The organism is Virgibacillus sp. SK37, assembly GCF_000725285.1.
In the GTDB taxonomy this organism is placed as follows: domain Bacteria; phylum Bacillota; class Bacilli; order Bacillales; family Amphibacillaceae; genus Virgibacillus_Q.
Genome location: NZ_CP007161.1, coordinates 2,696,050 through 2,721,598, shown reverse-complemented (window position 1 = coordinate 2,721,598; position 25,549 = coordinate 2,696,050). Strand labels below are relative to the sequence as shown.

The 25,549-nt window shown below is 37.7% G+C and carries 25 protein-coding genes; 17 read left to right on the top strand and 8 right to left on the bottom strand.

All coding sequences use genetic code 11. The features are described 5' to 3' along the window. The first annotated feature begins 109 nt into the window (after positions 1-109). The 6 genes from X953_RS13880 to X953_RS13855 all read left to right on the top strand — a co-directional run bounded on the left by X953_RS13880 (position 110) and on the right by X953_RS13855 (position 6,759). Entirely contained in the window at positions 110-964 is an 855-nt protein-coding gene (locus X953_RS13880; protein WP_040956130.1) for a chemotaxis protein, read from the top strand. Positions 965-999: 35 nt separating this feature from the next. Further along, positions 1,000-1,686 (top strand): ribose-5-phosphate isomerase RpiA, encoded by a 687-nt coding sequence (gene rpiA, locus X953_RS13875; protein ID WP_040956129.1) that lies wholly within the window; start codon positions 1,000-1,002, stop codon positions 1,684-1,686. A gap of 12 nt (positions 1,687-1,698) precedes the next feature. Continuing rightward, positions 1,699-2,820: a glycerate kinase gene (locus tag X953_RS13870; RefSeq protein WP_040956128.1), complete on the top strand. Its 1,122-nt coding sequence runs from the start codon at positions 1,699-1,701 to the stop codon at positions 2,818-2,820. 158 nt (positions 2,821-2,978) lie between these two features. Then, positions 2,979-5,366 carry a penicillin acylase family protein gene (locus X953_RS13865; RefSeq protein ID WP_040956127.1) on the top strand — a complete coding sequence of 796 codons (2,388 nt, stop codon included), beginning with the start codon at positions 2,979-2,981 and terminating at the stop codon, positions 5,364-5,366. A gap of 68 nt (positions 5,367-5,434) precedes the next feature. After that, positions 5,435-5,704: a YciI family protein gene (locus X953_RS13860; RefSeq protein WP_040956126.1), complete on the top strand. Its 270-nt coding sequence runs from the start codon at positions 5,435-5,437 to the stop codon at positions 5,702-5,704. Positions 5,705-5,808: 104 nt separating this feature from the next. Next, positions 5,809-6,759, top strand: a complete 951-nt coding sequence (locus tag X953_RS13855; protein ID WP_040956125.1) for a threonine/serine dehydratase — start codon at positions 5,809-5,811, stop codon at positions 6,757-6,759. A gap of 568 nt (positions 6,760-7,327) precedes the next feature. Here X953_RS13855 and glpT read toward each other — a convergent pair. Beyond that, a complete protein-coding gene (gene glpT, locus X953_RS13850; RefSeq protein ID WP_040956124.1) occupies positions 7,328-8,692 on the bottom strand; it encodes a glycerol-3-phosphate transporter in 1,365 nt (454 codons plus the stop codon). Between the two features lie 412 nt (positions 8,693-9,104). Here glpT and X953_RS13845 point away from each other — a divergent pair, with 412 nt between their 5' ends. From X953_RS13845 to X953_RS13825, 5 genes are all read left to right on the top strand, one after another. After that, on the top strand, positions 9,105-10,712 hold the full coding sequence (locus X953_RS13845) for a sensor histidine kinase (protein ID WP_040956123.1): 1,608 nt from the start codon (positions 9,105-9,107) through the stop codon (positions 10,710-10,712). Continuing rightward, positions 10,690-11,385 (top strand): response regulator, encoded by a 696-nt coding sequence (locus tag X953_RS13840; protein WP_040956122.1) that lies wholly within the window; start codon positions 10,690-10,692, stop codon positions 11,383-11,385. The genes X953_RS13845 and X953_RS13840 overlap by 23 nt, the downstream gene beginning before the upstream one ends. A 191-nt stretch (positions 11,386-11,576) precedes the next feature. After that, entirely contained in the window at positions 11,577-12,584 is a 1,008-nt protein-coding gene (locus tag X953_RS13835; protein ID WP_040956121.1) for a tripartite tricarboxylate transporter substrate binding protein, read from the top strand. A gap of 81 nt (positions 12,585-12,665) precedes the next feature. After that, positions 12,666-13,124 carry a tripartite tricarboxylate transporter TctB family protein gene (locus X953_RS13830; protein WP_040956120.1) on the top strand — a complete coding sequence of 153 codons (459 nt, stop codon included), beginning with the start codon at positions 12,666-12,668 and terminating at the stop codon, positions 13,122-13,124. A gap of 12 nt (positions 13,125-13,136) precedes the next feature. Further along, positions 13,137-14,624 carry a tripartite tricarboxylate transporter permease gene (locus tag X953_RS13825; protein ID WP_040956119.1) on the top strand — a complete coding sequence of 496 codons (1,488 nt, stop codon included), beginning with the start codon at positions 13,137-13,139 and terminating at the stop codon, positions 14,622-14,624. A gap of 74 nt (positions 14,625-14,698) precedes the next feature. On the opposite strand, the gene X953_RS13820 is transcribed toward X953_RS13825, so the two are convergent. Both X953_RS13820 and X953_RS13815 read right to left on the bottom strand, forming a co-directional pair. Then, the gene (locus tag X953_RS13820) at positions 14,699-15,484 is read right to left on the bottom strand and encodes a Cof-type HAD-IIB family hydrolase (protein WP_040956118.1); all 786 of its coding nucleotides are present in this window, start codon (positions 15,482-15,484) and stop codon (positions 14,699-14,701) included. A 109-nt stretch (positions 15,485-15,593) separates the two neighbouring features. Next, on the bottom strand, positions 15,594-17,291 hold the full coding sequence (locus X953_RS13815; RefSeq protein WP_040956117.1) for a M3 family oligoendopeptidase: 1,698 nt from the start codon (positions 17,289-17,291) through the stop codon (positions 15,594-15,596). Between the two features lie 155 nt (positions 17,292-17,446). On the opposite strand from X953_RS13815, the gene X953_RS13810 reads away from it, so the two are divergent. The 3 genes from X953_RS13810 (at position 17,447) to X953_RS13800 (ending at position 18,289) form a co-directional block, all read left to right on the top strand. Then, complete coding sequence (locus tag X953_RS13810) at positions 17,447-17,677, top strand: DUF2164 domain-containing protein (protein ID WP_040956116.1); 231 nt, start codon at positions 17,447-17,449, stop codon at positions 17,675-17,677. Positions 17,678-17,717: 40 nt separating this feature from the next. After that, positions 17,718-17,924, top strand: a complete 207-nt coding sequence (locus tag X953_RS13805; protein ID WP_040956115.1) for a YwbE family protein — start codon at positions 17,718-17,720, stop codon at positions 17,922-17,924. 80 nt (positions 17,925-18,004) lie between these two features. Then, on the top strand, positions 18,005-18,289 hold the full coding sequence (locus tag X953_RS13800) for a hypothetical protein (RefSeq protein WP_040956114.1): 285 nt from the start codon (positions 18,005-18,007) through the stop codon (positions 18,287-18,289). Positions 18,290-18,424: 135 nt separating this feature from the next. On the opposite strand, the gene X953_RS13795 is transcribed toward X953_RS13800, so the two are convergent. Further along, a complete protein-coding gene (locus X953_RS13795; protein ID WP_040956113.1) occupies positions 18,425-19,282 on the bottom strand; it encodes a S1 RNA-binding domain-containing protein in 858 nt (285 codons plus the stop codon). A 423-nt stretch (positions 19,283-19,705) separates the two neighbouring features. Further along, positions 19,706-19,915, bottom strand: coding sequence for a CsbD family protein (locus X953_RS13790; protein ID WP_040956112.1), 210 nt, complete (start codon positions 19,913-19,915; stop codon positions 19,706-19,708). Between the two features lie 197 nt (positions 19,916-20,112). On the opposite strand from X953_RS13790, the gene X953_RS13785 reads away from it, so the two are divergent. After that, positions 20,113-21,009: an AEC family transporter gene (locus tag X953_RS13785; protein ID WP_040956111.1), complete on the top strand. Its 897-nt coding sequence runs from the start codon at positions 20,113-20,115 to the stop codon at positions 21,007-21,009. Between the two features lie 265 nt (positions 21,010-21,274). Here the strand turns inward: X953_RS13785 and ytaF are convergent, their stop codons facing one another. Then, a complete protein-coding gene (ytaF, locus tag X953_RS13780; protein ID WP_040956110.1) occupies positions 21,275-21,889 on the bottom strand; it encodes a sporulation membrane protein YtaF in 615 nt (204 codons plus the stop codon). Positions 21,890-22,071: 182 nt separating this feature from the next. Between ytaF and X953_RS13775 the strand changes: the two genes are divergently transcribed. Next, positions 22,072-24,237 (top strand): DNA topoisomerase III, encoded by a 2,166-nt coding sequence (locus X953_RS13775; RefSeq protein ID WP_040956109.1) that lies wholly within the window; start codon positions 22,072-22,074, stop codon positions 24,235-24,237. A 56-nt stretch (positions 24,238-24,293) separates the two neighbouring features. Here the strand turns inward: X953_RS13775 and X953_RS13770 are convergent, their stop codons facing one another. Both X953_RS13770 and X953_RS13765 read right to left on the bottom strand, forming a co-directional pair. Next, on the bottom strand, positions 24,294-24,776 hold the full coding sequence (locus tag X953_RS13770) for a hypothetical protein (protein ID WP_040956108.1): 483 nt from the start codon (positions 24,774-24,776) through the stop codon (positions 24,294-24,296). Between the two features lie 43 nt (positions 24,777-24,819). Further along, positions 24,820-25,017 (bottom strand): DUF2188 domain-containing protein, encoded by a 198-nt coding sequence (locus X953_RS13765; RefSeq protein ID WP_040956107.1) that lies wholly within the window; start codon positions 25,015-25,017, stop codon positions 24,820-24,822. A gap of 103 nt (positions 25,018-25,120) precedes the next feature. Here X953_RS13765 and X953_RS13760 point away from each other — a divergent pair, with 103 nt between their 5' ends. Next, positions 25,121-25,447: a CHY zinc finger protein gene (locus tag X953_RS13760; protein WP_040956106.1), complete on the top strand. Its 327-nt coding sequence runs from the start codon at positions 25,121-25,123 to the stop codon at positions 25,445-25,447. Positions 25,448-25,549 lie beyond the last annotated feature (102 nt).

Here is a 25,549-nt window from a genome sequence, read left to right as displayed (position 1 = left end):
ATTTTTTAAGAAAATATCACATCCAATTCGTGATAGGGATTTTTCCTCTTATAATACGAACTGGTTTCAATTAATATAAAGATAAGTTATAACGGAATGGAGGGAGAAGATGACACAAAAAATAGCTATTGCAATTATACATGGTGCTGGTACTCCAAGTAAGAGTTTTGCCAGCAAACTAATTAATCAGATTTTGGAGAAATTTTCTAAGCAATTACCAGCTCAAAACGCAAAAGACCAACTTATTTTTGAACCAGTATATTGGTCCGCGATTTTTGCTAATGAGCAGGAAAGCCTTTGGGAAAAGATGCGACAATCCTCTGAATTAGATTTCCCCTTGTTAAGAAGGTTTGTAATAGAATTCCTTGGAGATGCTGTTGCATATCAACCTACAACGCTAGAAAATCAAAATTACGACAGAGTGCATGCTTTAGTGGCCAAATCAATAAATAGATTAAGGGAAAAAGCCGGCCCAAACGCCCCGCTATGTGTAATAAGTCATAGCCTGGGGACAGTAGTGGCAAGCAATTATTTTTATGATTTACAATATAGAAGAATGAATATGGGAAAAAAGACGATTGATTGTACAAGTATAAACCCACTAGAACAATGTGAAACTTTGACATTGTTTTATACACTGGGAAGCCCGCTGGCGTTATGGTCACTACGCTATATGGATTTTGGTTCACCAGTAAAGGTTCCTGCAACAAGGATGATAGAACAATATCCTCAGCTCCAAGGAGAGTGGCTAAATTTCTACGATAAAGATGATGTACTTGCATTCCCGCTGAAAATGGTAAGTGAAGGGTATAATAAAGCAGTAACAAAAGATGTCGCAGTGAATGCAGGTGGGATATTAACAAGCTGGAATCCTTTATCCCATAATCAATATGATGCGGAAAAAGAGGTCATTCAACCAATCGTAACGGGGCTAATACAAACCTGGAAGGCTGTTAATAGTTGATATAAGCATTTGATAACGAAAGGATTGAATGGGAGATGGATACAAAGCAAGAAGAATTAAAAAAAGCAGCTGGTGAGGCATCAATAAAGTATGTGGAAGATGGAATGAAGATCGGACTTGGCTCAGGATCTACTGTCTACTGGTTCATTCAGGCGCTTGGTCAATACGTTAAAGATGGTGGAAGAATAGAAGGTATTCCCTCTTCGGAACAAACACAACGCTGGGCAGAAGAGGCTGGTATTCCACTTACAAGCTTTTCAAAGGTAACACAACTGGATGTAACTATTGATGGGGCAGACGAAGTGGATAAGAGGTTTCAACTTATTAAGGGTGGTGGTGGCGCGCTATTCAGAGAGAAAATAATTGCTGCAGCAGCTAAAACATTAATCATAATTGTAGATGAAACGAAAATGGTGGAACAATTAGGACGGTTTCCTTTACCAGTAGAAGTATTGCCATTTGGTTGGGAAGTTACTGCTAAGCACATTTCTGAGCTTGGGGGCAAACCTGAACTTCGAAAAAAAGATGGTAATGTATATAGGAGTGATAATGGCAACTATATACTGGACTGTAGTTTTCCATATATTGCTGATCCAGCAATACTGGAATCACAACTACAGAACATCGTTGGACAAGTTGAAACAGGATTATTTGTTGGTATGGCAGATAAAGTAATTGTAGGCAGAACAGATGGTGTTAAAGTTATCGAAAAGAAGAGCTAGGGGGGAATGGATATGAAAATTGTACTTGCTCCCGATTCATTTAAGGGGAGTCTCTCTTCTATAGAAGTGGCGAATACAATGGCTGCAGGGATATTAGAAATAATCCCCGATGCTAAGCCAATAAAGAAACCAATGGCAGATGGAGGAGAAGGAACAATGGAGACATTACTTTCCTCAACAAAAGGCAAGAAAGTCCATCTGAGTTGTACAGGGCCTAAAGGTAACAAAATAGAAACCTATTATGCTATTTCAGGAGAAACAGCCACCATCGAGATTGCTAAAATTGTAGGATTGACAATGGTTCCTCCTAGCGACAGAAATCCAGATCACTTAACTAGCTATGGTGTTGGAGAAGTTATGAATCATGCCTTGAATGAAGGCTGTACAGAATTTGTTATGGCACTTGGTGGAAGTGCTACAAATGATGGTGGTATTGGACTGCTTCAGGCTTTAGGAGTTGAAATGTACGATTCGGATGATAATAGAGTTGGTTGTTATGGAGCGGATTTGCATTCAATTAAAAAAGTATGCTTGTCAACCTTAGATGTAAGATGGCGAAATGTTCGAATCAAAGTAGCATGTGACGTAGAAAATTCATTGATTGGGTCCTTAGGTGCAACGAAAATTTATGGACCTCAAAAAGGCTTGACTGATTCCCAAGTAGAAAAATATGATAATTCAATGAAAAATTATGGTGTATTAGTCGGTGAAGAAGCTGGTAATCAAATAATTGAGGTGCCTGGTACTGGAGCAGCAGGAGGACTGGCATTTGCTTTACTGGCGATTGGTGCCGACTTGATTTCCGGGGCAAAATTAGTTGCAGAAACTATTCAACTTGATAAAATAATTCAGGAAGCAGATCTTGTGCTCACTGGAGAAGGCCAAAGTGATGAGCAAACCCTCTATGGAAAAGCTCCCGGCTATGTTGCAGAAATCTGTGTACAGCATGAAACCCCTGTCGTATTACTCTCCGGAAGTTTAGCGGGAGATCTGGATGTATTAAGAAAGAGTTTCTCGGGCTGTTTTTCAATTATAAACGCACCGATGTCTCTAAATGATAGTATAGAAAACGCAGGAGACTTATTATATAAGCAAACAAAACAAGTAATGAATTTAATTAAGCAAATTAAATAATAACCTATTTATTGGTTACTCAAAACCCTCACTTATGATTGGAAGTGGACAGTTACTACCACTTTAGGATTACTTCGAAATCAATCAACTTCCAGCAGGATTCCTTCTTTTTTTGGAGAAATAATAAGCAATGTAATAGAAAACAGGGGGAATTTAATTTGGGTGAACAAGCATATGAGTTTAAGGATGAGAGAAAAAGAAAAATAAATAAAAAGAAAGTTATATTACTAACGATCGGGATTCTATTGATAATCTTTATAGGTTTACTTATTTTTGTAAACGCGTTCATTAATAGGTCTATGCCTCAACTCGAGGGGCAAATAGAACTTCCAATTCTGAAGGAAGAAGTTACCGTAATTACAGATTCTAATGGAGTTCCTCATATTAAAGCAACAAACAACCATGATCTCTATATTGCTCAAGGGTATATGCAAGCACAGAATCGTATGTTTCAAATGGAGATGTCAAGAAGGCAGGCATCCGGTACATTAAGTGAAATTGTTGGAGAAAAAGCAATTAATACAGATAAATATTTTCGTACACTTGGTTTGCGTCGAGCTGCTGAGGAATCTTATGCCATCTATTCCGAAGAGTCCAGAGAAGTTCTTCAGAATTTTGCGGACGGAGTAAATGCTTATATTCATGAAGCAATTGAAAGTAATAGCTTGCCCGTCGAATTTACCTTGATGGGAGCGAAGCCAGCAGATTGGATTCCGCTAGATTCCTTAACAATTGGTAAATACATGGCTTTTGACTTAGGAGGCCACTGGGAACGTCAAGCCTTCAATTATTATTTGCTGGATGAGTTTGACAATGAGAAAGCAATGGAGCTTTTCCCTCATTATCCGAAAGAGAAACCGACAATTATTCCAAACGAGGAAATCGACATTGCCAGCAGCTTTAAACATGCAATTATTCCAAACACATTTAACGGTAGCAATAATTGGGTCGTAAGTGGAAAAAAGACTAAGTCTGGTATGCCGTTATTGGCTGATGATCCACATTTGGGGTTAGCGACCCCATCCATATGGTTACAAATGCATTTGGAAACAGAGGATTTGAATGTCAGTGGGGTTATTTTCGCTGGTGTCCCAGGAATCATACTTGGTCATAATGAACATATTGCCTGGGGAGTAACCAATGTGGGTCCCGATGTACAGCAGCTCTATCTTGAAAAACGCAATCCGGATCAACCAGAGGAATTTCTATTTGAAGGGAAATGGGAGAAGGCTGAAGTTATTGACGAACCGATTGAAGTAGCAGACAAGGCAGCGGTAAACTTTCAAGTAATAGAGACACGTCATGGCCCTGTTGTATCTGAATTTGCCGAGGAAAGTGGAAAGGATACCGTTTTATCTTTACGCTGGACAGCATTAGACCCGACCACTGAGTTGGAGGCGATATTGGAAATAAATGAGGCAAAAAACTGGAAGCAATTTGAGAAGGGTTTGGAAAAATTCCTCGCACCTGCCCAGAATTTTGTTTTTGCTTCTAAAGACGGGACGATAGCATATAAAGCAAATGGTAGTATTCCTATTTATGAATCTGGAGATGATGCACTATTGCCTCTTCCAGGCTGGGAAAAAGAGAAGGAATGGAAGGGATTTATACCATTTGATGAACTACCGACGGTAATAAACCCTGATAAAGGTTATATTGCTACTGCGAATAATAAAGTAGTTGGAGACGAATATCCATATCATATTAGTAATGTGTGGGCACAACCATACCGTTATGAACGGATTGCTGAAGTATTAGAAACAAATGATTCATTAACTGTGGAAGATATGCAGGATTTACAAATGGATGCAACAAACCTGCAGGCGCGAGAGTTTATACCTATCTTTTCGGAAGTGTTAGAAGATAGTAACTTAAATAAAGAAGAAAAACAAGCGATGGCTATACTGAAAGAATGGGAGTACGCTGACGCTAAGGAATTGAGCCAACCACTGATTTTCCATACATGGATGGAGGAAATTGAAAAACAGATTTATGAAAAAGATATTCCTGACTCGATGATGGGGATGTTTGGTGCAAAAGGACAAACAACGGATGAACTGCTTCGGAAAGCATATAATGGAGATGGTTCGATTTGGATAGATGAAGCAGGTGGATTGGAAGAAGTGTTGTATGTTTCATTGAAAAGTACGCTAACTGGTTTAAAAGATAAATTTGGAAGTGGTATGACAACATGGGCATGGGGTGATTATCATAAAGTCCAATTTGATCATCCATTATCTGGAGTACATCCTGTATTATCCTATTTCTTCAATAACACAGATTCTATGCCGGTAGATGGCAGTTCTGTCACACCGATGGCTGCAGCTTATGATGCGGAGAACGGTGAAGTAGACCATGGAGCTTCATGGAGATTCGTTATCGACACAAATGATATGCAGACAGGTTATCACATTGTGGGGCCAGGTCAATTTGGTCATTTTAAGAGTAAGTGGTATCACGATCAGATAGATGATTGGGTAGATGAGAATTACCATCAGACAGTATTAAATGAAACACAAGGCATGAAATTAAATTTGGTACCTTAAATTGAGCAGTCCGTGAAAATTACGTTATACTAAAATAGTAAATTGGCTTAAAGAAAGGAAGCGTGTAAATGAAATATTTTGCTGTATTTTTACCTATGCTGGATGAAGAAAAGAGTAAGCAGTATCGACCAGATCACTTGAGTTATTTGGAGGAAAAAAGCAACGAAGGTAAGATCTTTGCCAAGGGACGTTTTACTGATGGGACAGGAGGACTAGTCATCTATAAAGCGGATGCCCTTTCAGAAGCAGAAGAAATGGCTAAATTGGATCCTTATGTAGTGAAAGGTGCAAGAAACTATGAAATTCGTGAATGGGATATGGTGGTAACTGACTCTTAAAATAATAGGCTTTAGTTTGAAGTATCCTATTGAAAAACTTGGAAGACTTATAATGTTGCTTGAAGTTCTTTTGAAGTAACGAGATTTCTGAAGGGGGGCCCCATATGATTACACTACAAAAAATATTCGAAGCCAGAGACAATATAAAAGATATTGTTAAACAAACACCGATCTTTCAATCTACATTACTTTCTGATTTGGCTGGTAACAACCTTTTCTTTAAAGCGGAGCATCTTCAACGTACAGGATCTTTTAAAATTAGAGGCGCAACGAACAAAGTAAAGCAGGTGGCGGAAAATGGGGCCACATTTGTAACGGCAGCCTCTTCAGGGAATCATGGACAGTCAGTGGCATATATTTCCAATAAGCTTGGAGTTAAAGCAACCATTGTTGTGCCAGAGGATGCTACATCAAGTAAGGTGAAGGCAATTCAAGCGTATCATGGGAGTATAGAGACGTGTGGCACTACTTCTGCTGAAAGATTGCCAAGGGCCAAACAGCTTGCAAATGAAAATGACGGTGTTTTTATTCCCCCATATGATGATCCGTTTATTATTGCTGGACAGGGCACTATCGGATTGGAAATCTTAAAACAGCTTGATTCCGTAGATATAATTGTAGTACCGATTGGAGGTGGAGGGCTAATCTCAGGTATACTAACAGCGATCAAAGAAGTGAAGCCATCCATTCAAATAATCGGGGTGGAACCGGAAACTGCAAATGATACGTTACTGTCCTTGAAAAAGGGAGAAATTGTTGCTATTCCGCAAACTAAAACGATGGCTGATGGCTTAAGGACAAGCCAGCCAGGAAGCTTCACATTTCCAATCGTACAGAAATATATTGATGACATTGTTACAGTTAGTGAACAAGAAATCCAGGAGGCACTCTTTCTTATGCTGGAGCGAACGAAGCAGATAATAGAGCCATCTAGTGCAACTACAGTTGCTGCTGTGCTGAATGACAAATTAAATGTGCGAGATAAAAATATTGTTTGTGTCTTATCGGGAGGAAATGTAGATGTAAGCACCTTGTCCTCATTCTTTATAAAGTAATATAAAAGGGGATCTAATAAAATTTTGGGAATACAAACGTTCTTGTGGATCTATAGTTGGAGGAAGCTGCGACTTAACTAAGAATATAGAGGCTGCGTAAATCACCGCTTCAGGGAAATATTCCGCTTTCCGCGGGCGGCTGATGAGCCTCCTCACGCTACGCGTTCCGGGGTCTCATCGAGGCCTCTCCTCCCGCAGGAGTCTCCATATTTCCCCTTCGCTAAGGTGTATATCTCAAAGCTATTAAAAATAAGAGCTACTTATTCAATGCACGGAGCGCAGCGGAGGAAGCGGCTGAAGCCATGCCGGCGGAAAGCGTTCATCTGCAATGGAAAGCAATGGTGGTAAATGCTCTCTTAATCGTATTTATGTAAACTTTACTTTAATATTTTTAAAGACTGCCATTTGCAAACAATCAAGTTAAGTCGGAGTTTATCTATTTTCCGAATCATTGAAGACTCCCAACATACCTTAGAACCATAAAATAAAACTACCTGCCATTTTGGAATGGCAGGTAGTTTGTCTTTATATAATTTTGAGGGTCTTGATACATCAAAATTAGCCTTAATTAATGATTTTTTACAACTTCTTGGCCTCGGACATTCCAAGTGATTGCAAACAATACCACTGCAAGCGCACAGGAAACTGTTAATAACATAAACCCAGCATCCCAGCTGAAGTGCTGAACTACAAAGCCCATAATTGCATTTGCTGATACAGCACCACCGATATAACCAAAGAAACCAGTTAATCCAGCAGCAGTACCGGCAGCTTTTTTAGGTACAAAATCAAGAGCTTGTAAGCCAATTAGCATAACTGGACCATAAATTAAGAAACCAATGGCGATTAATGCAATATTGTCTACAAGTGGGTTACCAGCAGGATTGAACCAGTACACAAGAACTGCAACTAGCACACCGAGCATAAACACAACACCAGCTGGTCCGCGACGGCCTTTAAAGACTTTATCGGAAATATAACCACATAACAACGTACCAGGAATACCTGCCCACTCATATAGGAAGTAGGCAATTCCGGACTCGCTCATATTAAAACCTTTTTCTTCACTTAAATAGGTTGGAGCCCAATCCAACACGCCATAACGTACAAAATAAACAAAAATATTAGCAATAGCAATAGCCCAAACCCATTTATTATTTAGTACATATTTGAATAGAATTTCTTTTGTAGTTAATTCGGTTTCGAATGTTTTTTTAGATTTACTTGGATAATCATCTCGATGTTCTTCAATTGGAGGCAAACCTTCTGATTGTGGAGTATCACGAATCAATGCAAAAGCAATAATCGCAACTACGATAGCAACTAACGCCGGTAAAATAAATACCCCTTCATAGCCTATAAAGGTTGCACCAAAATAGGTTGTGGCAAGCGATACACCACCGATAGCCAATGGAGCCATAAGTCCTCCACCCACATTGTGGGCTACATTCCAAATAGCGGTCTTACCACCACGTTCACTCACACTAAACCAATGTACAAGAACACGTCCAGAAGGTGGCCAGCCCATCCCTTGAACCCAACCGTTAAGGAATAACATTATAAACATAATGGTAATGGTTGATGTGAAAAAAGGAATAAATCCCATTAATAAATTTATAATTGCCGACAAAATTAAACCAGTGACTAGAAAAACTCTAGCATTACTTCGATCTGAGATCGTTGCCATAACAAATTTACTTATTCCATAGGCAATGGAAATAGCAGATAAAGCTAAACCTAACTCCCCCTTTGAGAAACCTTCTTCTGTAAGATAAGGCATAGCAAGTGAAAAGTTTTTCCGAATTAAATAATAAGCTGCATAACCAATGAATATTCCCATAAAGACTTGAAATCTAAGTTTTTTATACTCAGCATCTATTTTATCCTCTGGTAATCTTTCTTTGGCTGGAGCAGGTTTAAAAAATTTCAACATAAAAGCTCCTCCTTGGTGTATATAAAAATAGAAAACAAACTCCCAAAAATCCCATTAATATAATGGTAAGCTGCCCCTCCTCCGTTATTAAAGCTAAAGTCATTAGGTAAGTAGATTGGATCCAACACAAAAAATCCATAATAAAACATATACATCCCAAAAGGAAGGTATATAAATAGTATGGTCTCCTCGTCTCCGCTACCTCTTAACTTGTAGAATTAAGAATAAATGATTATTTGAAAAATGTCAACGCATACATGAAAACATTATAAATAGAAATAGAAGTTCTTCTTGATAGACATAGATTCATTGTCTACACTAAAAAATTAGTCTATAAATCTATAAAAGCTTGAACTATACTGTATGTAGAGAAATAAAATAACCAGGTTAGGTTATAGAAAGGTTTTGTAGAATGAGAAAAATCTCTTTACAAACAAAGATACTAGTCCTCATAATTAGTCTGATTTTATTTGTTATCATTGCTATTACAGCCATAAATGGCTATCTTGAGTCTAAGGAAGTAGAGGAACAAATGGGGGAAAGAGCTTTACAGGCTGCTCGAACGATCTCTTTCATGCCTTCAGTTAGAAATGCACTTCAAGGACAGCAGCCGGAGATAATTGTCCAATCCATTGCAGATGAGGTGAAAAAGTTTACTGGAGCTGAATTTGTGGTGGTCGGAAATAGTGATAGTATCAGAGTTGCTCATCCCGACCCCGAAAAAATAGGAAGAAAAATGGTAGGGGGAGATAATGATAGGGCTTTAATTGAAGGTAAATATTACATATCTAAGGCAGTTGGAAGTCTTGGCCCATCATTAAGAGGTAAAGCTCCTGTATTTAATGATGCTGGTGACATTATTGGAATTGTCTCCGTAGGTTTTCTCGTAGAAGATATAAGGTCGATTATTGCTAGCAAGCTACTAACGATAAGCGGAATATCTTCTATCGTTCTTCTAATTGGTGGGATTGGTGGAATTTTGCTTGCAAAGGATATCCGAAATGATACGTTAGGCTTGGAGCCACATCAAATATATTCTTTGTATCGAGATCGCGAAGCAATTCTTGCATCTGTGAAGGAAGGAATAGTAGCAATAGATGAAGAAGGAAGAATCAACTTATTAAATGATTCTGCTCGTAAACTGTTAGATCTGCAGGGAGATTTACGTACGAAAAAAATTGAAGAAGTCTTTCCTAATACAAAAATGTACGATGTATTATCAACTGGTCAGGTAATGATCAATGAAGAAATGGTGTTAAACCATCGGCCTGTGATTGTAAATCGGACTCCCATTTATGAGAATAATCGGGTAGTAGGTGTGGTATCAAGCTTTCGTGATAAAACAGAATTAAATGAAATGATTAACACATTGTCTGAGGTGAAAAAATACTCTGAGGATTTAAGGGCACAAACCCACGAATATACAAACAAGCTATATGTATTATCAGGATTATTACAGCTCGGTTATTATGATGAGGCAATCGAGCTCATTCAAACAGAATCACAAATGAATTTAACTAAAAATCGAATATTGCTTCAACAGATAAGAGACCGAACCGTCCAAGCGATTTTATTAGGGAAATTTGGTAAGGCTTCGGAGAAAAAAATTGATCTTATTATTGATGATGAAAGCTATCTTGAGGCATTGCCAGCACAGTTAAGTGTGTCAAAGTTAATTACTATATTGGGGAACCTTATAGACAATGCGTTCGAGGCGGTTGAAACAACATCTACAAAGGAAGTGACCTTTTTTACTACGGATGCTGGAGAAGATATTATCTTTGAAATAGCTGATAGTGGTACTGGTATACGAGAAGATGTGTTCAATACGATATTTGATCAGGGCTTTACAACAAAAACAAAAGAAGATAGAGGATATGGACTTTATATTGTGAAGAAAGCGATAACTGAACTTGGAGGCCAAATAGAAGTATCTAATCAGGAGAATGGCGGGGCAATATTTACAGTATTTATACCTAAACTGGGAGGGCAAAACAATGCTTCACGTATTGATAGCTGAAGATGATTTTCGGATTGCGAATATTCACGAGAAGTTCTTAGAAAAAATTACCGGCTTCCAGGTTGTCGGGAAGGCACTAAACGGTCAAGAAACATTAGATTTTGTTAGTGAAAAAGAAGTAGACTTGCTACTGTTGGATGTTTTTATGCCAGACCAGCAGGGCAATGAAATCATTCGAGATTTAAGGAAAATAAATCCTGAACTGGATATTATTATTATTTCCGCTGCCGCAGAAAAAGACATTGTTGAAGAATCTATTCGAAATGGAGTGTTTGACTATATTTTAAAGCCAGTAAAATTGAATCAATTTATGGAGACGATAGAACGCTATAAAACGATGAAAATAAAAATGGCGAATCAGGAGGAAATTGACCAAACCTTCCTTGATGAATTACTCGGCAAACAAAAGCTAATGTTAGAAGAGGAGGTTACACCAAAAGGTATTGACCCATTAACATTAAAAAAGGTTGAGGAAATTATGGAAGCGTTTGGTGAGGGATTAACCGCAGAAGAAACCGGTAAAAAAATAGGTGTGTCAAGAACAACTGCTAGAAGGTATCTGGAATATTTAATATCAGTAGGCCGCGTTACTGCTGAGTTGGAGTACGGTATTGTTGGTAGGCCAGAGCGAAAATATCATTATAACAAAATAATAAATAATAAAAACGTATAGAGATAAATCAATCTCTATACGTTTTTATTGTGATAAAGGATAAAAAACTTCTTAAATAATTCAATCCGATCTCATGAACAAAATGAACAAAATAGACATAAAAAACATTGTAGACTTTATTTTGGTAACGGTTACAAATCAGAAAAATTAAATTATATTTATGTTACTTAAGAAAAGAGGGGGAGTTATTTTTGAAAAAGATACTTTTTGTATTACTACTATTTTGTTTTGTAATCGTTACGACAGCCTGTGCATCTGAATCGAAAGAAACAAGCGGAAAAGATCAGAAAAGCTGGGAGCCGGAAAAGCCAATCGAGCTAGTTGCGCCGGCTGGAGCTGGTGGTGGTTGGGATACTACTGCAAGAATGGCAGCAAAAGTCTTCAATGAAACGGGTATCATAGAACAGGATATTGGAGTTGTAAATAAGCCCGGAGGCGGAGGTGCTGTAGGGTGGGCCTATGTAGCAGGACATGATGCTAGCCCTTATAACTTATTCGTAGCTTCACCTCCAATTGTACTTATTCCGTTAAATGGACAATCTGAGTATGGACATGAAGATTTTACACCACTTGCTAATATGATTGCTGATTATGCAGCATTTGCTGTTGCTAAAGATGCAAAATGGGACAACTTAAATGAGTTATTTGAAGATATGAAGAAAGATCCTGAAAGCATTACCGTTGTCGGAACTTCTTCACCTGGAAGTATGGATCATATTCAATTTGTTCAAATAGCTAAAGCAGCTGGGGTAGATATTTCAAAAATTAAATATGTGTCCGATCAGGATGGTGTAGGTCTCACTCAACTACTCAATGGTAGTGTGGATGTATTTTCAACAGGGGTCTCTGAAACAGTAGAGCAAGTAAAGGCAGGAACAATTAAAGTGTTGGGCGTAACGTCTGAAGAAAGGCTGGAAGGAGAAGTGTTGGAAGAGTTCCCTACTGCTAAGGAGCAGGGAATAGACGCAACGTTTGTTAATTGGAGAGGTTTTTTTGGACCTCCTAACATGGATGAAAACGCAATAAAATATTATGAAGAGAAGTTTAAGAAATTAAGTGAATCAGAAGAGTTCGCTGAAATTCGCAAACAATATGGCTGGGATGAAATGTATATGAGTAGTGAAGAATATAACACATTTTTAGACAAGCAAAAAGAAGAAATCAAATCATTATTGGATGAATTAAATCTATCTAAATAAGTAGAAGAGGAGAAGTTAATGGATACCTCATTAACTTCCCTTTGTTTTTAATAAGAAGAAAAAATAAGAGGTGGTGTCATTATGCTAAATACATTAAACAAACGAGTCAGCTGCGTGCTTCTTCTCTTAGCTATCGGATACCTTGTGCTTGCATACCAATTGCCAACTTACCCCTATACTCCGGTTGATGCTGATGTCATACCAAAAGGACTTGGTTTCTTATTAGTAGGTTTAGCAATATGTCTCTTTTTTGCAAAGGATTCAGAGACACAGGAACAGAAAGCAAGAAGAAATATTCCCAGAAAAGATATTGGTGCTTTATTAGCCGTATTTGCCTTCGTTTTTCTTTATATTACTCTATTAGAAATACTGGGTTTTGTTGTAACTACAGCAATATTTATTTTCTTTTGTTCTTTATTTTTAGGTTATAGAAAACATGTTACCAATTTGATTGTTGCCATTCTATTTCCCTTATTCATGTATATCACATTTACTCAATTTCTAAAAATCAGTTTACCACCAGGCATATTACCATTTTAGAGGAGGTAGAAAATGGGTTCAATAGAAGGAATTATGACCGGTTTTCAAGTTGCATTCAGCATGCAGGGAATTTTATATGTATTAATTGGCGTCTTTGTAGGAACGTTTATTGGTATGATGCCAGGACTGGGACCAATAAGTGCTATTGCAGTAATGATCCCAGTTACTTTCGGGATGGATCCCACCTCAGCATTGGTAATGATGGCAGGGGTCTACTATGGTGCCATTTTTGGAGGCTCTACATCATCCATTTTATTAAATGCGCCCGGAGTATCTGGAACGGTAGCTACATCATTTGATGGTTACCCAATGGCACAGCAGGGAAAAGCTGGAAAAGCTTTAGCAATTGCAGCCATATCCTCCTTCGTTGGTGGAACTGTGAGTGTCGTATTATTAATGTTACTTGCACCCGTACTATCAAGTGTCGCTATTTCCTTTGGTCCACCAGCCTATTTTGCGTTAATGTTTATGGGTCTAACGGCAATAACAAGTCTTTCTGAAGGATCAACAATTAAAGCTTTGATATCTGCAGTGGTTGGGTTTATGGTTGTGACAATTGGTATTGATGCACAAACAGGAACGCAACGTTTTACCTTTGGAAATGTTAATTTACTAGAAGGGTTGGATTTTCTAGTCATTGCATTAGGTTTATTCGCATTAGCAGAAGTTTGCTCACTAGTTATTAATCGAAAAGATTTATCGATGGAAAACGCGCATAAACTGGGCAGTTTGCGAATAACCAAAAAAGAGTTTGAAGAAATGAGCGGACCTATGACGCGTCAGTCCTTTCTTGGTTTTATACTTGGAGTGCTACCTGGGGCTGGAGCGACGATAGCTTCATTTATTGCCTACATAACTGAAAAGAAAATAGCAAAGCATCCAGAGGAATTTGGCAAAGGATCTATTAAAGGAGTGGCAGCACCAGAAACAGCAAATAATGCTGCTACAAGTGGTGCATTTGTTCCCCTATTAAGTTTAGGTATACCTGGTTCAGGAACCACTGCTGTAATGCTTGGCGCCTTTCTTGTTTTAGGTGTACAGCCGGGCCCTTTGCTAATGACAGACCGGCCGGAGATATTCTGGGGCATCATTGCAAGTATGTACATTGGTAACGTGTTTCTATTAATCTTAAATTTGCCTTTAATTCCTTATATTGCCAAGGTACTTAAGATTCCGCGCCCGCTGCTGATATCTCTTGTGATTATGTTTAGTATTATAGGTGTGTATGCTATCAGTTTTAATACATTTGATCTGTATATGCTATTATTATTTGGGGTGGTTGGGTTTATAATGAGGCTTTATGCTTTTCCGGCTCCACCATTTATTTTAGCGTTTATTCTTGGAGGAATGATGGAGCAAGCCTTCAGACAATCATTAACAATTTCTAATGGAAGCCTGTCTATTTTCGTACAAGAACCAATTGCACTTACTTTACTTATCATCGCTTTCTTATCCTTTATTTTCCCATTAATAAAACTACTAAGAAAGCGCCGTGTGTAGTTGTTTAGTTAAATAATGTAAAAAAAGGTATTGAGCCAACAGGTCCAATACCTTTTCATTTTTTTACACATTTACTATTTTACTAAGCCCAATTTTTTTAAACCGTTGTATATTCCTGAATCAGTCACTGCAGTAGTTTGATATTTAGCATATTGGAGGAGATCTGGATGTCCGTCGCTCATTGCAAAACCTTCCCCAACTGCCATTAACATTTCTTTGTCATTCATTCCATCACCAAATGCGATGGCTTCTTCCTTAGGTATTTCTAATTTTTCGAGCAATTTTTTTACTGCTTCGCCTTTATTTACTTGTTTACGAATTATGTCATAGCTATTCTGTGCCCCTTCTACATTGACAGGAGAAAGCCTTATATCTGCCTCTATTTCATAATTTTGAGCTTGACCTTCACTAACATTAATCACAGTTGCACCCAATATATCACTCAAGACTCCATCATGAAGTGTATCATTTTTCACTAGTTGGAATGTGTCGATGAATTTTTGTACGACTTCTTTTTCCAGGGAAGTAAAATAATTCTTATCCCTAGAGTAAAGTACCATATCATGCTGAAATTCTTTAGATATTTGAAGAAATTCCTCTACAGATCTTCTTGGCATTGGTTCATTTATAATTGTTTCATTTTGATAAACAGCAAATGCTCCATTATAGCCTATATAGGAAGTTATCCCCAAATCACTTGCCAGTTCTTCGACTTCATGAAGTGGTCGGCCAGTTGCCAGGAATACCTCAATACCTTGATCTTTCACTTGAATAATTGCATTTTTGGTAGTTGTTTCATATGTGTGATCTGGTTTCAGTATGGTCCCATCTATATCTAAAAAAAGTATCTTATACGTCATTCTTGTGGCTCCTTTTCCTGTTGGTTATAGAAAAAGTCTAGCACAATAAGCAAGTAAATGCAGGTAAAACAAAAAGCAGCCACCCAGTTGTGACTGCTTTGCCTATCCATTATAAGGAAGTATCATCCACTTGATCGAGCCATTCCTCAATAGTCTTAACAATTGTTTCTAGGGTGCCTTCTTTAAAAGGTGACTGCAGGTTTGCTGATTCCAATAAACCCAGGAAGGACTTAGAACCACCTAATTTACATAATTTTAAATAATCTTCCCAAGCTTCCTGATAGTTTTCTTGCGATCGTTTCCAAAATTGGAAGGCACAGATTTGTGCAAGTGTATAATCAATATAATAAAAAGGGTCTTCGTAAATATGACCTTGGCGTTGCCAGAAGCCACCTGCTGCTAAGTATTCATTGTTCTCATATTCTCTGTGAGGAAGGTAGATTTCCTCAAGCTTCTTCCATGCATTTTTACGCTCAGTTGGTGTCCATTCCGGATTTTCATAAACTTGATGTTGAAATTCATCTACTGCTACACCATACGGAATAAACTGCAATCCATCCGCTAGATGAGTATATTTGTATTTGTCTGTTTCCTCTTTGAAAAATAGATCCATCCATGGCCATGTGAAGAATTCCATACTCATAGAGTGAATCTCTGCAGATTCGTAGGTTGGCCAAATATATTCTGGTATACCGATATTTCTGCTGGAATAAACTTGAAATGCATGGCCGGCCTCATGTGTTAGCACATCAACATCTCCCGAGGTACCATTGAAGTTGGCAAAAATAAAAGGTGCTTGATAGTCCTCCACAAATGTACAATATCCTCCTGCCTCTTTACCTTTTTTGGCTTCCAAATCCATGAGGTGGCGATCAAGCATATACTGGTAGAAATCTTTAGTTTCCGGAGAAAGCTCTTCGTACATTCTTTTGCCATTTTCAATGATCCAGTGAGGGTCACCTTTAGGCTTAGCATTTCCGTTCTTAAATTTGAAGCTTTCATCATGAAATTTTAGTGTCCCGACTCCAATCCGTTCTTTCTGTTTTGCATAGAGCTTGCTTACTAACGGAACGATTACTTCCCGTACTTGTTTTCTAAACACCTCAACCATAGTTGCATCATAGTCAATCCGTAGCATCCGAATATAACCAAGTTCTATGAAATTCTTATATCCTAACGTTGTAGCAATTTTATGCCTGATTTTAACAAGCTTGTCGTATAGTTCATCAAACTTCTCCTGGTGCTTTTCAAAAAAGCCTGTACTTGCTTGAACAGCTTTCTTCCGTGTTGCTCGATCCTTATCTTGAGCAAACGGTCCAAGTTGTGCTAACGTATAAACTTCGCCTTGAAATTCAACCTGTGCAGATGCAACCAGTTTTGCATATGCGGATGTTAATTTATTTTCTTCCTTTAGCAAATGGATAACCTCTTCCGAAAAGGCTTTAATGGAGTAATCGGCAATATGGAATAATTGCTTCCCCCATTGCTTTTCCAATTCAGGACGAAATGGTGATTTAATAAGTTTCTTATAAAAAGCAGTTTGTAAAGCGGTTATCTCTGGATCAACTTCATCAAAAAAATCTCTTTCCTTTTGGTAAAATTCATCATTCGTATCAATAGAAGAACGTATATAGACGATATTGAAGAGGCTTGATAGTCTATTTCGCTGTTCATTTATCTTTTCAATTGCTTTATTTGCTTCTGGAACGGAAGCGGCTTTGGTGAAATTAGCAAGAAAGGTCTGAAAAAGCTCCTGTTCCTCTTTCATGTTAGGTCGTATATATGCAAAGTTTTCAAATGTCTCCATCGTTTTCCTCCTTTTATACCTGATAACATATTTCGACATCATAGCGGTAACTCCTTTTAATTGTATGAAAAAATAAAAAGACGTATTCGCCAAACGATTAATAACAATGTATGATAAACTGAGATTATTATTATATTAAAAGAAAGGTCGATTATATGAAATCAAAATTTGAAATTACGAAGGAGAAGAAGGAAGAGATGGCTGGTCATATCCAAGCTTATTTTGAACAAGAGCGTGGGGAGGATATAGGGAATTTAGCTGCACTAATGTTTCTTGATTTCTTTATGGATAAATTAGCGCCGGTTTTTTATAATCTCGGTGTAGAGGATTCTCATGCGTATTTGACAGAGAAATTAGATGATCTGTTTGCCATTCAAAAAGTGTAAAAGGATATAGACCAGTGTTAAGTAAGGAGAGAGTTTGTTTATGGTAGTAGATGGAAGATACCGCGAAAACATCCATCCAGGCATGGAAGTAGAAATCGTATTAAAAAAAGATCAACGTACAGGTAAATTGACAAGCGGGCTTGTAAAGGATTTACTTACAAAATCGTCTTATCATCCGCACGGTATTAAAGTACGTCTCGACGATGGACAAGTAGGTAGAGTGTATACGAATACGTCTATTGTGTGAAAATACCTTTGTGCAATTGACTTTAAGACGCTTCAATTGTAGACTATATATAGCACTATATTAATTTATGAGGTGAAAGTATGGTTAGTTCAGTAATCATTATTGGCGCAATCTTGGCAGCAATAGTTATCATTGTGAATTTGGTTGTCTCCAAGGCCACATCAAAAGAAAAGTTCACAGGTTACTTTCCTAGTGTAATTGTAGCGTTGGCTGGTTTTGCATTCCTATTCATGGCACCAATTGTTGAAAAAGTTGACATGATGGGTGCCGGCTATGGCGGATGGGGAATTGCCTGCCTGTTTGCAGCTGCCCTTGGATTTATAATTACATCACTTGTGGAATCTTATGCTAACGTAAAAGCATAAGATAAACAGAAAAAAAGAGCGGGATTATCGCTCTTTTTTTGTTGGAGTGGGATCAAATAGTAGAAAACGGATATAGCAATAGCTTGAAGGAGCTCCTTCAGCTATTGCTAAATGGAAAATAAAGTTAACTGCAACTTACTTTAGGTATGTTTGTCCATCTCTTTGTTCCACTTTGCCTTCCTTCATCAGCTTTCCAAGCGCACGTTTAAACGCAGATTTGCTAATATTAAAGGTGCCAAGGATATCCTCAGGTTCACTTTTATCACTAAAAGGAATAACACCTCCACTGGTTTCTAAATGTGTTAGAATTGCATCAGCATCTTCCCCAATACTATGTTGTTTTAAAGGACGAAGAGAGATGTTTAAGGTACCATCAGGTTTAACTTCAATTATGCGCCCACGTACATATTCACCAAGACGCGGCTCTGCTTTACGCTCTGTATGATGAATAAACCCACGATAATTCTGCTCCGTAATAATTGCGGCACCCTCTCTGCTTGTGTGATAAACAGTACCGCTAACATGCTGATTTAATAATTCTCCATCCTGCGTAAATTCAAATTCACGGAAGATTATTCCTTCAGTTGCCGGAATGGCAAGTAGCCGACCCTTTTGATCTTTTCCGAGCGTTACGTAGAGTCTGTCTCCAGTTTGTGGCCATACATTTTCAAACAGGGGGAGATCGTCTTTGGATACAAGTATTTCTTTTGTTGTGCCAATATCTACAAAAACACCGAGATTTGGAACTACTTCTACAACTTCAGCCCAGTCATATACATCCATTTGAACGTTTGGTAATTTTGTTGTTGCAATCCTGTTCCCTTTTTTATCGACATATAAAAAGACATTAACTTTTTGGTCTGCTTCCAGTTCCATATCACTTTCATTGTGGTGGAGTAAAACTTCCTCCGTCTCTCTTTTTAACACATAGCCGGTTTCGATTTTTCTGTCCACAGTCATTGTTTGGATGGTACCTACTTGTAATGAATTCATTTTAATAACCTTCTTTCTATTGGAAAAGGGATACTCCTTATTAAGAGTACCCCTTTGATTTCTAAAGTAACACATAAGTTTTAATTTTATTTTTATCCCGAATGATTCGGGTGGGAAATTCTATCTCAACTTTTATATATTCAGCATGTTCATCTAGGGAGTCTATACTCCAGATAAAATTTCGCTTAACCGCGGTACGTGTTCCACTGGGTGTTCTCTAACTTAAGCAACGTAAGCCCTACCTGCTCTTACGTCCTTGCGACCCCTTAGTCGCGCCAGTGTGAATAAGCATCATCAAAAACATTTTGCAGAATGCCAGATCACTTATTTGCTACTTCACTTTGTTAACCTAACTATATTCTCACAGAAACATTGATTTGTCAAATCCTAACAAGCTTTTGTGTTAAATGTGAGGAAAACCCATTATTCATTTTTTGTTCTTTTTGCCTTCTCTTCATCAAACTTATTCTTCATTTCTCCAGCCTTATCCTTCATTTCACCTTTTGCTTTATCCTTTAAACCTTCAGCTTGCTTTCCTTTATCGTTAGCTGATTGACCGAATTGGTCTTTGGCTTCTCCTTTTAGTTTATCTGCAGTACCTTCTGTCTTATAGTCAGTTCCGTCTTTTCTCATTATAAAAACCTCCTGTGAAATTTCTAATGTGTAAATTCAATTCCCTGAGGTTCACTCCAATAAACATGCCTCTTACTTACAAGACGTAATTATTATGAGAAAAGCGTTTGTATAGCAACTAACAATCTTTTTCAGAGAAGGGTAAAAGCAATTATGCTACAATTATTATGAATTTATACCAATTGGAGTTGTGTTTCATGGGTTTGTTTTTAAATGTAATTATACCGATAATGGCTGTGTTTGCTGCAGGATATATATTGCAGCGAATCCGTTTACTTGACGTGAAATCTGTATCTGCAGTGTCGCTATACATATTATCCCCAGCTTTAGTCTTTACCTCACTGTATGAAGCAGAATTCGATCATAGTTATACAATCATTGTTGTTTACATGTTTGTCTTATTTTTTGCGATGGTATTTTTAAATAAAATGCTAGCCAAAATCTTAAAATGGACTCCATCAGTGGAAAGTGCCTCCATACTTGCTACAGGATTTATGAATTCTGGAAATTATGGTTTGCCTGTAGTTCTCCTCAGCGTTGGGGACGCGGCTCTGCCTTTCGCAATATTTATCATGGTCGTACAGGCACTGCAAAATAATTTTTTTGGAGTGTATTATGCTTCGAGAAGTACGAGTGGGGTTAAACGGGCAGTCAAAAATGTTTTAAAAATGCCGACTACGTATGCTGCTATTCTTGCTTTTATCTTTCAGCAGTTGCAATTCTCGGTACCTGAATCTGTTCATTCTACCTTAACAATGGTAGGCGATGCAGCAATACCGGTTATGATGATCATGCTAGGTATGCAACTGGCATCCATTACAGGTATCAGTATAAATTGGCAAGTAATAATTTCAGCTGTTAGTTTAAAAATGGTAATAGCTCCCTTAATTGCATTTGCTTTCGTATCCTTTGTGGATGTGGATCCACTCGTAGCCACTGTGCTAATAATTATTTCTGCTATGCCAACTGCAGCTACTACGACAATGTATGCAATAGAGTTTGACACAGAACCGGAGCTCGTTTCCAGTATTACGTTTATTGCAACGATATTCAGTATCCTAAGCTTAACCATTTTATTAAACATCGTGACATAAAACTGTAATGTTTTTCAGGGAGGGATGATGGGTAAGTAATAGATATACGAATAAGATAACCCATAGGAACCTGGAAAGGATGAATTTATATGTTACGAACTATTTTAATGATAATTGGAGCAATTGTTGTAATAGGCTGGATTATTTCCATGCTATAAAAAAAGCCACGGACAGTTTATCTGTACCGTGGTTTTTCTCTTATATTATAAAATTTAAAACTAACAAAGCTCCCCTTACACCTTGTGATAGGGGGAGCTTTTCTTATCTAAACAATGATATTCAGAATTCCGATTGTAATAAGAAGCACGGGGGGAATTACTGCCATGCGGCGCAATTTTTCATTTTTTGCTAAAATAATTCCTACACGGATTCCGGAAAAGAGAAATATACCGCTCATGCATGCGATCAGAAAGGCGGTTATAACTGGTGTGTAGCCAAGCATCGAAGCACCTATACCAGCTCCAAATGCGTCTAATGCAAGTGCAGCTCCAAGTAAGAAAGCTTCACCGGTAGATATAGTTCCTGATTGGTCAAGGTCTGCCGAATCGGGTGTGGATAAAACTGTAGATAGGATATTTTTATTTTTACCTTCTGCATCGTTCTCATCGCTTTTTCTACCCACGCTGTTCCACAAGGAGAATAACCCTAATGCAATTAAAATACTACCTCCTAAAAATTTTGCTGCAGTAGGTGTGAACCAGGAACTTAGGACATTTCCTATGGTCATTGAAATTACGACAATTACACCTGAACATAGCATAATAATGAACAAAGCAGGGAATGGAACACGAATATTTCTCATGCCATAAGTGATGCCGACTCCAAAACCATCGAGGCTTACAGCTATGACAAGTAGTAATAGTCCTGTATAAAATAGCATAGCATCAAATCCTTTACTTCAACTCTGAATATAGTTTATGGGGAAGAGAAAGGCTTTGTGCTTCGAATAACGGCAATTTGAATGCAGGCCGATGCAAGAATATAGTGTAATATGGTAAAGTATGTATAAACGTCTTATGGTGTAATTATTTACGCCATTTTAATAGAGAGGATTTTATATTAATGAGTAAAACAGTCGTATTAGCAGAAAAACCTTCTGTTGGCCGGGATATCGCACGTGTTCTAAATTGTGGTAAAAAAGGTAATGGCTTTATGGAGGGTGCAAATTATATTGTAACTTGGGCACTTGGGCATTTAGTTACTCTGGCTGACCCTGAAGTCTATGATGATAAATATAAAGCATGGAAGTTGGAGGATTTACCAATGCTGCCTTCCAAGTTAAAAACAGTTGTGATTAAGAAAACTGGTAAGCAATTTAGCACAGTGAAAACTCAATTGAATCGAAAGGATGTTAAGGAAATAGTTATAGCAACAGACGCAGGAAGGGAAGGAGAGCTTGTTGCTCGTTGGATCTTGGAAAAAGCGAGAGTAACAAAGCCTGTGAAACGTCTATGGATTTCTTCTGTTACAGATAAAGCAATAAAAGATGGCTTCAAACATCTTAAAGCTGGTAAAAAATATGAAAATCTCTATGACGCTGCAGTAGCTCGCTCTGAAGCCGATTGGTATGTGGGGTTAAACGCGACAAGAGCCCTTACAACCAAATTTAATGCACAACTCTCCAGTGGACGGGTTCAGACACCAACACTAGCTATGGTAGCTACAAGAGAGAAAGAGATAAATCAATTTAAGCCAAAGAAATTTTACGGAGTGGAAGCTAATACAAATAAAGGCTTTAAACTGGTTTGGCAGGATCCGAAAAATAATCGGAGAATTTTTTCCAAAGAGCAAGCAGAGAAGCTTCTAAACGATTTAAAAAAACAACCTGCCAAGGTGACACATGTAGAAAAGACTTATAAGAAAAAATTTGCACCTCAGCTTTATGATTTAACAGAGTTACAAAGAGATGCGAACAGAATTTTTAATTTCTCTGGAAAACAAACACTTTCCATCATGCAAAAACTATATGAACAACATAAGGTTCTTACTTATCCACGTACAGATTCACGTGTTATCTCCAGTGATATTGTACCGACATTAAAAGATCGGTTAAGGGCGTGTGGAGTGGACCAATATGCCAAAACTGCAGCAAAATTGCTCCGCAAGGAATGTAAGCTATCCAAAGCAGTGGTGGACAATGCTAAAGTCTCAGATCACCATGCTATTATTCCTACAGAACAACAGGTTAACTTGAATGATTTAGATGATAAAGAACGAAAAATCTATGATTTGGTTGTTAAAAGGTTCCTGGCTGTCTTATCTGATCCGTATGAATATGAGCAGACTACTATACAAGCAGTTATTAGTGATGAAAGATTTGTCGCTAAAGGAAAAGTTGTTAAAAAGCAAGGCTGGAAAGAGGTTTATGACAACAAATATGAAGATGATGAGTCAAATGACAATCAAACCCTTCCTGCTATAGAAAAAGGAACTACGTTTACTGGATTAACTTTAAAACTTACCGAAGGGGAAACGAAGCCACCCGAACATTTCACAGAAGGTGGACTTTTACAAGCAATGGAAAATCCTGTACGTTACATGGAAGATAAAAAGCTTGTAAAAACAATGAACCAAACTGGTGGTTTAGGTACTGTAGCTACCCGTGCTGATATTATAGAAAAGCTATTTAATGGGATGTATATGGAGCAAAGGGGTAAGTATATTTTTCTTACTTCAAAAGGTCGTCAGTTGCTTGACCTCGTTCCGGAAGATTTACGGTCACCAGCATTGACAGCTGAGTGGGAGCAAAAGTTAGGCATGATTGCGGAAGGAACGCTTGAGAAAAATAAATTTATAAGTGAAATGAAAACATATGCAAAAGAAGTAGTAGAGGAAATAAAGAGCAGTGATGAGAAGTTTAAGCATGATAATCTGACGGGAACAAAATGCCCGGATTGTGGTAAATTAATGTTGGAAATCAAAAATAGAAATGGAAGAATGCTTGTCTGTCAAGATCGCTCCTGTGGACATAAGAAAAACGTAGCAAAGGTCACCAATGCCCGCTGTCCTAATTGTCATAAACGTTTAGAGCTCCGTGGAGAAGGTGAGGGCCAAATGTTTATGTGCAAGTGTGGCCATCGAGAGAAATTATCGACATTTAATGAGCGGAAACAACGAGAGAAAAAACATAAAGTATCAAAGAAGGATGTTAATAAATATTTAAAGAAACAGGATGATGGGTTTAAAAATAACGCGCTGGCTGAGCAATTGGCTAAATTGAAAAAGTAGTTTATAAAACAAAGAGCTGCATGCATCTTCTCTTAGATGTTTGCAGCTCTTTTCTCTTATTCAATAGCATCATTAATAACATGATGGTCTGTTTCTTTTGTTTTCTTGGATGCTTCACCATTCGTGTCAGTAGAAGAATGTTTTAGTTCTTCTTTCGCCTTTTTCATGTCATCACCAGCATCTTTTAATTCATCCTTCGCATCTGCAGCTGTGGCGGCAATGTCTTTCGTGTGATCAACAATATCTTCAGTCGTAGATTTAATATCCTTGCCTTGATTGTCTAATACATATTGCACTTTATTCAGTGCTTTTTGGGCGTTTTCGACAACTGTTTTAACTTTGCTTACATATTCATTCTTTTTTCCTTTTGGGTCCTGTTTAATTTCGCTTACATATTCCCCGGCAGTATTCTTTGCGTTTTTCGTTGTGTCTTTCATTTTATTTCTTGAATTAGAATTAATTAATAAATAAGATATTCCAGCAACTGCGCCGACTCCGACAGCTATACCTACTTTATTGTCTTTAATTGTTTGTTTCATAAAAAATCACCTCTCCTATTTGGTTGTATAATTAAAACAGCTATTAATATCTTTTCTCTTCAACTACATTGTGGTTTTTATCTAGAATTTCTAATAAACTTGGACTATTTTCCTTCGCCATTTGTTCTGCAGCTGCAATCGCATCATCTTTTGCATCGTAAACTTCTTCCGGTGCCACGTCTTCCAATTTTACAAACCAACCAGTTACGTCTACATTCGGTGCTACACTATATTTTTTCATATGTCAAAACTCCTTTTGTCTATGTGTTTAGTTACTATTTACCCTACATGTAAAATATAAAACGTAACCGTTATAATAGAACCTAAAGAGGGAGGGGAGAGAAATGGAAACACATGGTTTTCAAGTAAAGGGAGCTATCGATGCTGAAACTCGTTGCAAGCATTACTATTCTGAGGTTGATCGAGTTGCTATAAAATTTTTTTGTTGTAATAGTTATTATCCATGTTATCAATGTCATAAAGAGTATGGTTGTGGGAAAACTGCAGTGTGGCCAAGAGGAAAATTTAATGAGAAGGCAATATTATGCGGTAGTTGTGGAGGTGAGTTGACTATAAATAATTATTTTGAAGCTGCGTCTGCTTGTCCTTTATGTAAAGCATTGTTTAACCCAGGTTGTAAATTGCATAAGCATCTTTATTTTTCCTCCTAAACATGAAAAATTGTTTAAGCTGTTTACTTGCAATGTCACTATCATGTATCATTAAATAATAGATAGGTAAAGCTATCTTTGTTTAAGGACCAAGGGAGGTAT

Bases quoted from the DNA above. Each gene is read 5' to 3' on its own strand.
- X953_RS13845 (WP_040956123.1), top strand. From the start codon at position 9,105: ATGAGAAAAATCTCTTTACAAACAAAGATACTAGTCCTCATAATTAGT.
- X953_RS13810 (WP_040956116.1), top strand. From the start codon at position 17,447: ATGAAATCAAAATTTGAAATTACGAAGGAGAAGAAGGAAGAGATGGCT.
- rpiA (WP_040956129.1), top strand. From the start codon at position 1,000: ATGGATACAAAGCAAGAAGAATTAAAAAAAGCAGCTGGTGAGGCATCA.
- X953_RS13825 (WP_040956119.1), top strand. From the start codon at position 13,137: ATGGGTTCAATAGAAGGAATTATGACCGGTTTTCAAGTTGCATTCAGC.
- X953_RS13760 (WP_040956106.1), top strand. From the start codon at position 25,121: ATGGAAACACATGGTTTTCAAGTAAAGGGAGCTATCGATGCTGAAACT.
- X953_RS13805 (WP_040956115.1), top strand. From the start codon at position 17,718: ATGGTAGTAGATGGAAGATACCGCGAAAACATCCATCCAGGCATGGAA.
- X953_RS13800 (WP_040956114.1), top strand. From the start codon at position 18,005: ATGGTTAGTTCAGTAATCATTATTGGCGCAATCTTGGCAGCAATAGTT.
- X953_RS13815 (WP_040956117.1), bottom strand. From the start codon at position 17,291: ATGGAGACATTTGAAAACTTTGCATATATACGACCTAACATGAAAGAG.
- X953_RS13855 (WP_040956125.1), top strand. From the start codon at position 5,809: ATGATTACACTACAAAAAATATTCGAAGCCAGAGACAATATAAAAGAT.
- X953_RS13830 (WP_040956120.1), top strand. From the start codon at position 12,666: ATGCTAAATACATTAAACAAACGAGTCAGCTGCGTGCTTCTTCTCTTA.
- ytaF (WP_040956110.1), bottom strand. From the start codon at position 21,889: ATGCTATTTTATACAGGACTATTACTACTTGTCATAGCTGTAAGCCTC.
- glpT (WP_040956124.1), bottom strand. From the start codon at position 8,692: ATGTTGAAATTTTTTAAACCTGCTCCAGCCAAAGAAAGATTACCAGAG.
- X953_RS13765 (WP_040956107.1), bottom strand. From the start codon at position 25,017: ATGAAAAAATATAGTGTAGCACCGAATGTAGACGTAACTGGTTGGTTT.
- X953_RS13795 (WP_040956113.1), bottom strand. From the start codon at position 19,282: ATGAATTCATTACAAGTAGGTACCATCCAAACAATGACTGTGGACAGA.
- X953_RS13820 (WP_040956118.1), bottom strand. From the start codon at position 15,484: ATGACGTATAAGATACTTTTTTTAGATATAGATGGGACCATACTGAAA.
- X953_RS13840 (WP_040956122.1), top strand. From the start codon at position 10,690: ATGCTTCACGTATTGATAGCTGAAGATGATTTTCGGATTGCGAATATT.
- X953_RS13870 (WP_040956128.1), top strand. From the start codon at position 1,699: ATGAAAATTGTACTTGCTCCCGATTCATTTAAGGGGAGTCTCTCTTCT.
- X953_RS13775 (WP_040956109.1), top strand. From the start codon at position 22,072: ATGAGTAAAACAGTCGTATTAGCAGAAAAACCTTCTGTTGGCCGGGAT.
- X953_RS13880 (WP_040956130.1), top strand. From the start codon at position 110: ATGACACAAAAAATAGCTATTGCAATTATACATGGTGCTGGTACTCCA.
- X953_RS13860 (WP_040956126.1), top strand. From the start codon at position 5,435: ATGAAATATTTTGCTGTATTTTTACCTATGCTGGATGAAGAAAAGAGT.
- X953_RS13770 (WP_040956108.1), bottom strand. From the start codon at position 24,776: ATGAAACAAACAATTAAAGACAATAAAGTAGGTATAGCTGTCGGAGTC.
- X953_RS13785 (WP_040956111.1), top strand. From the start codon at position 20,113: ATGGGTTTGTTTTTAAATGTAATTATACCGATAATGGCTGTGTTTGCT.
- X953_RS13790 (WP_040956112.1), bottom strand. From the start codon at position 19,915: ATGAGAAAAGACGGAACTGACTATAAGACAGAAGGTACTGCAGATAAA.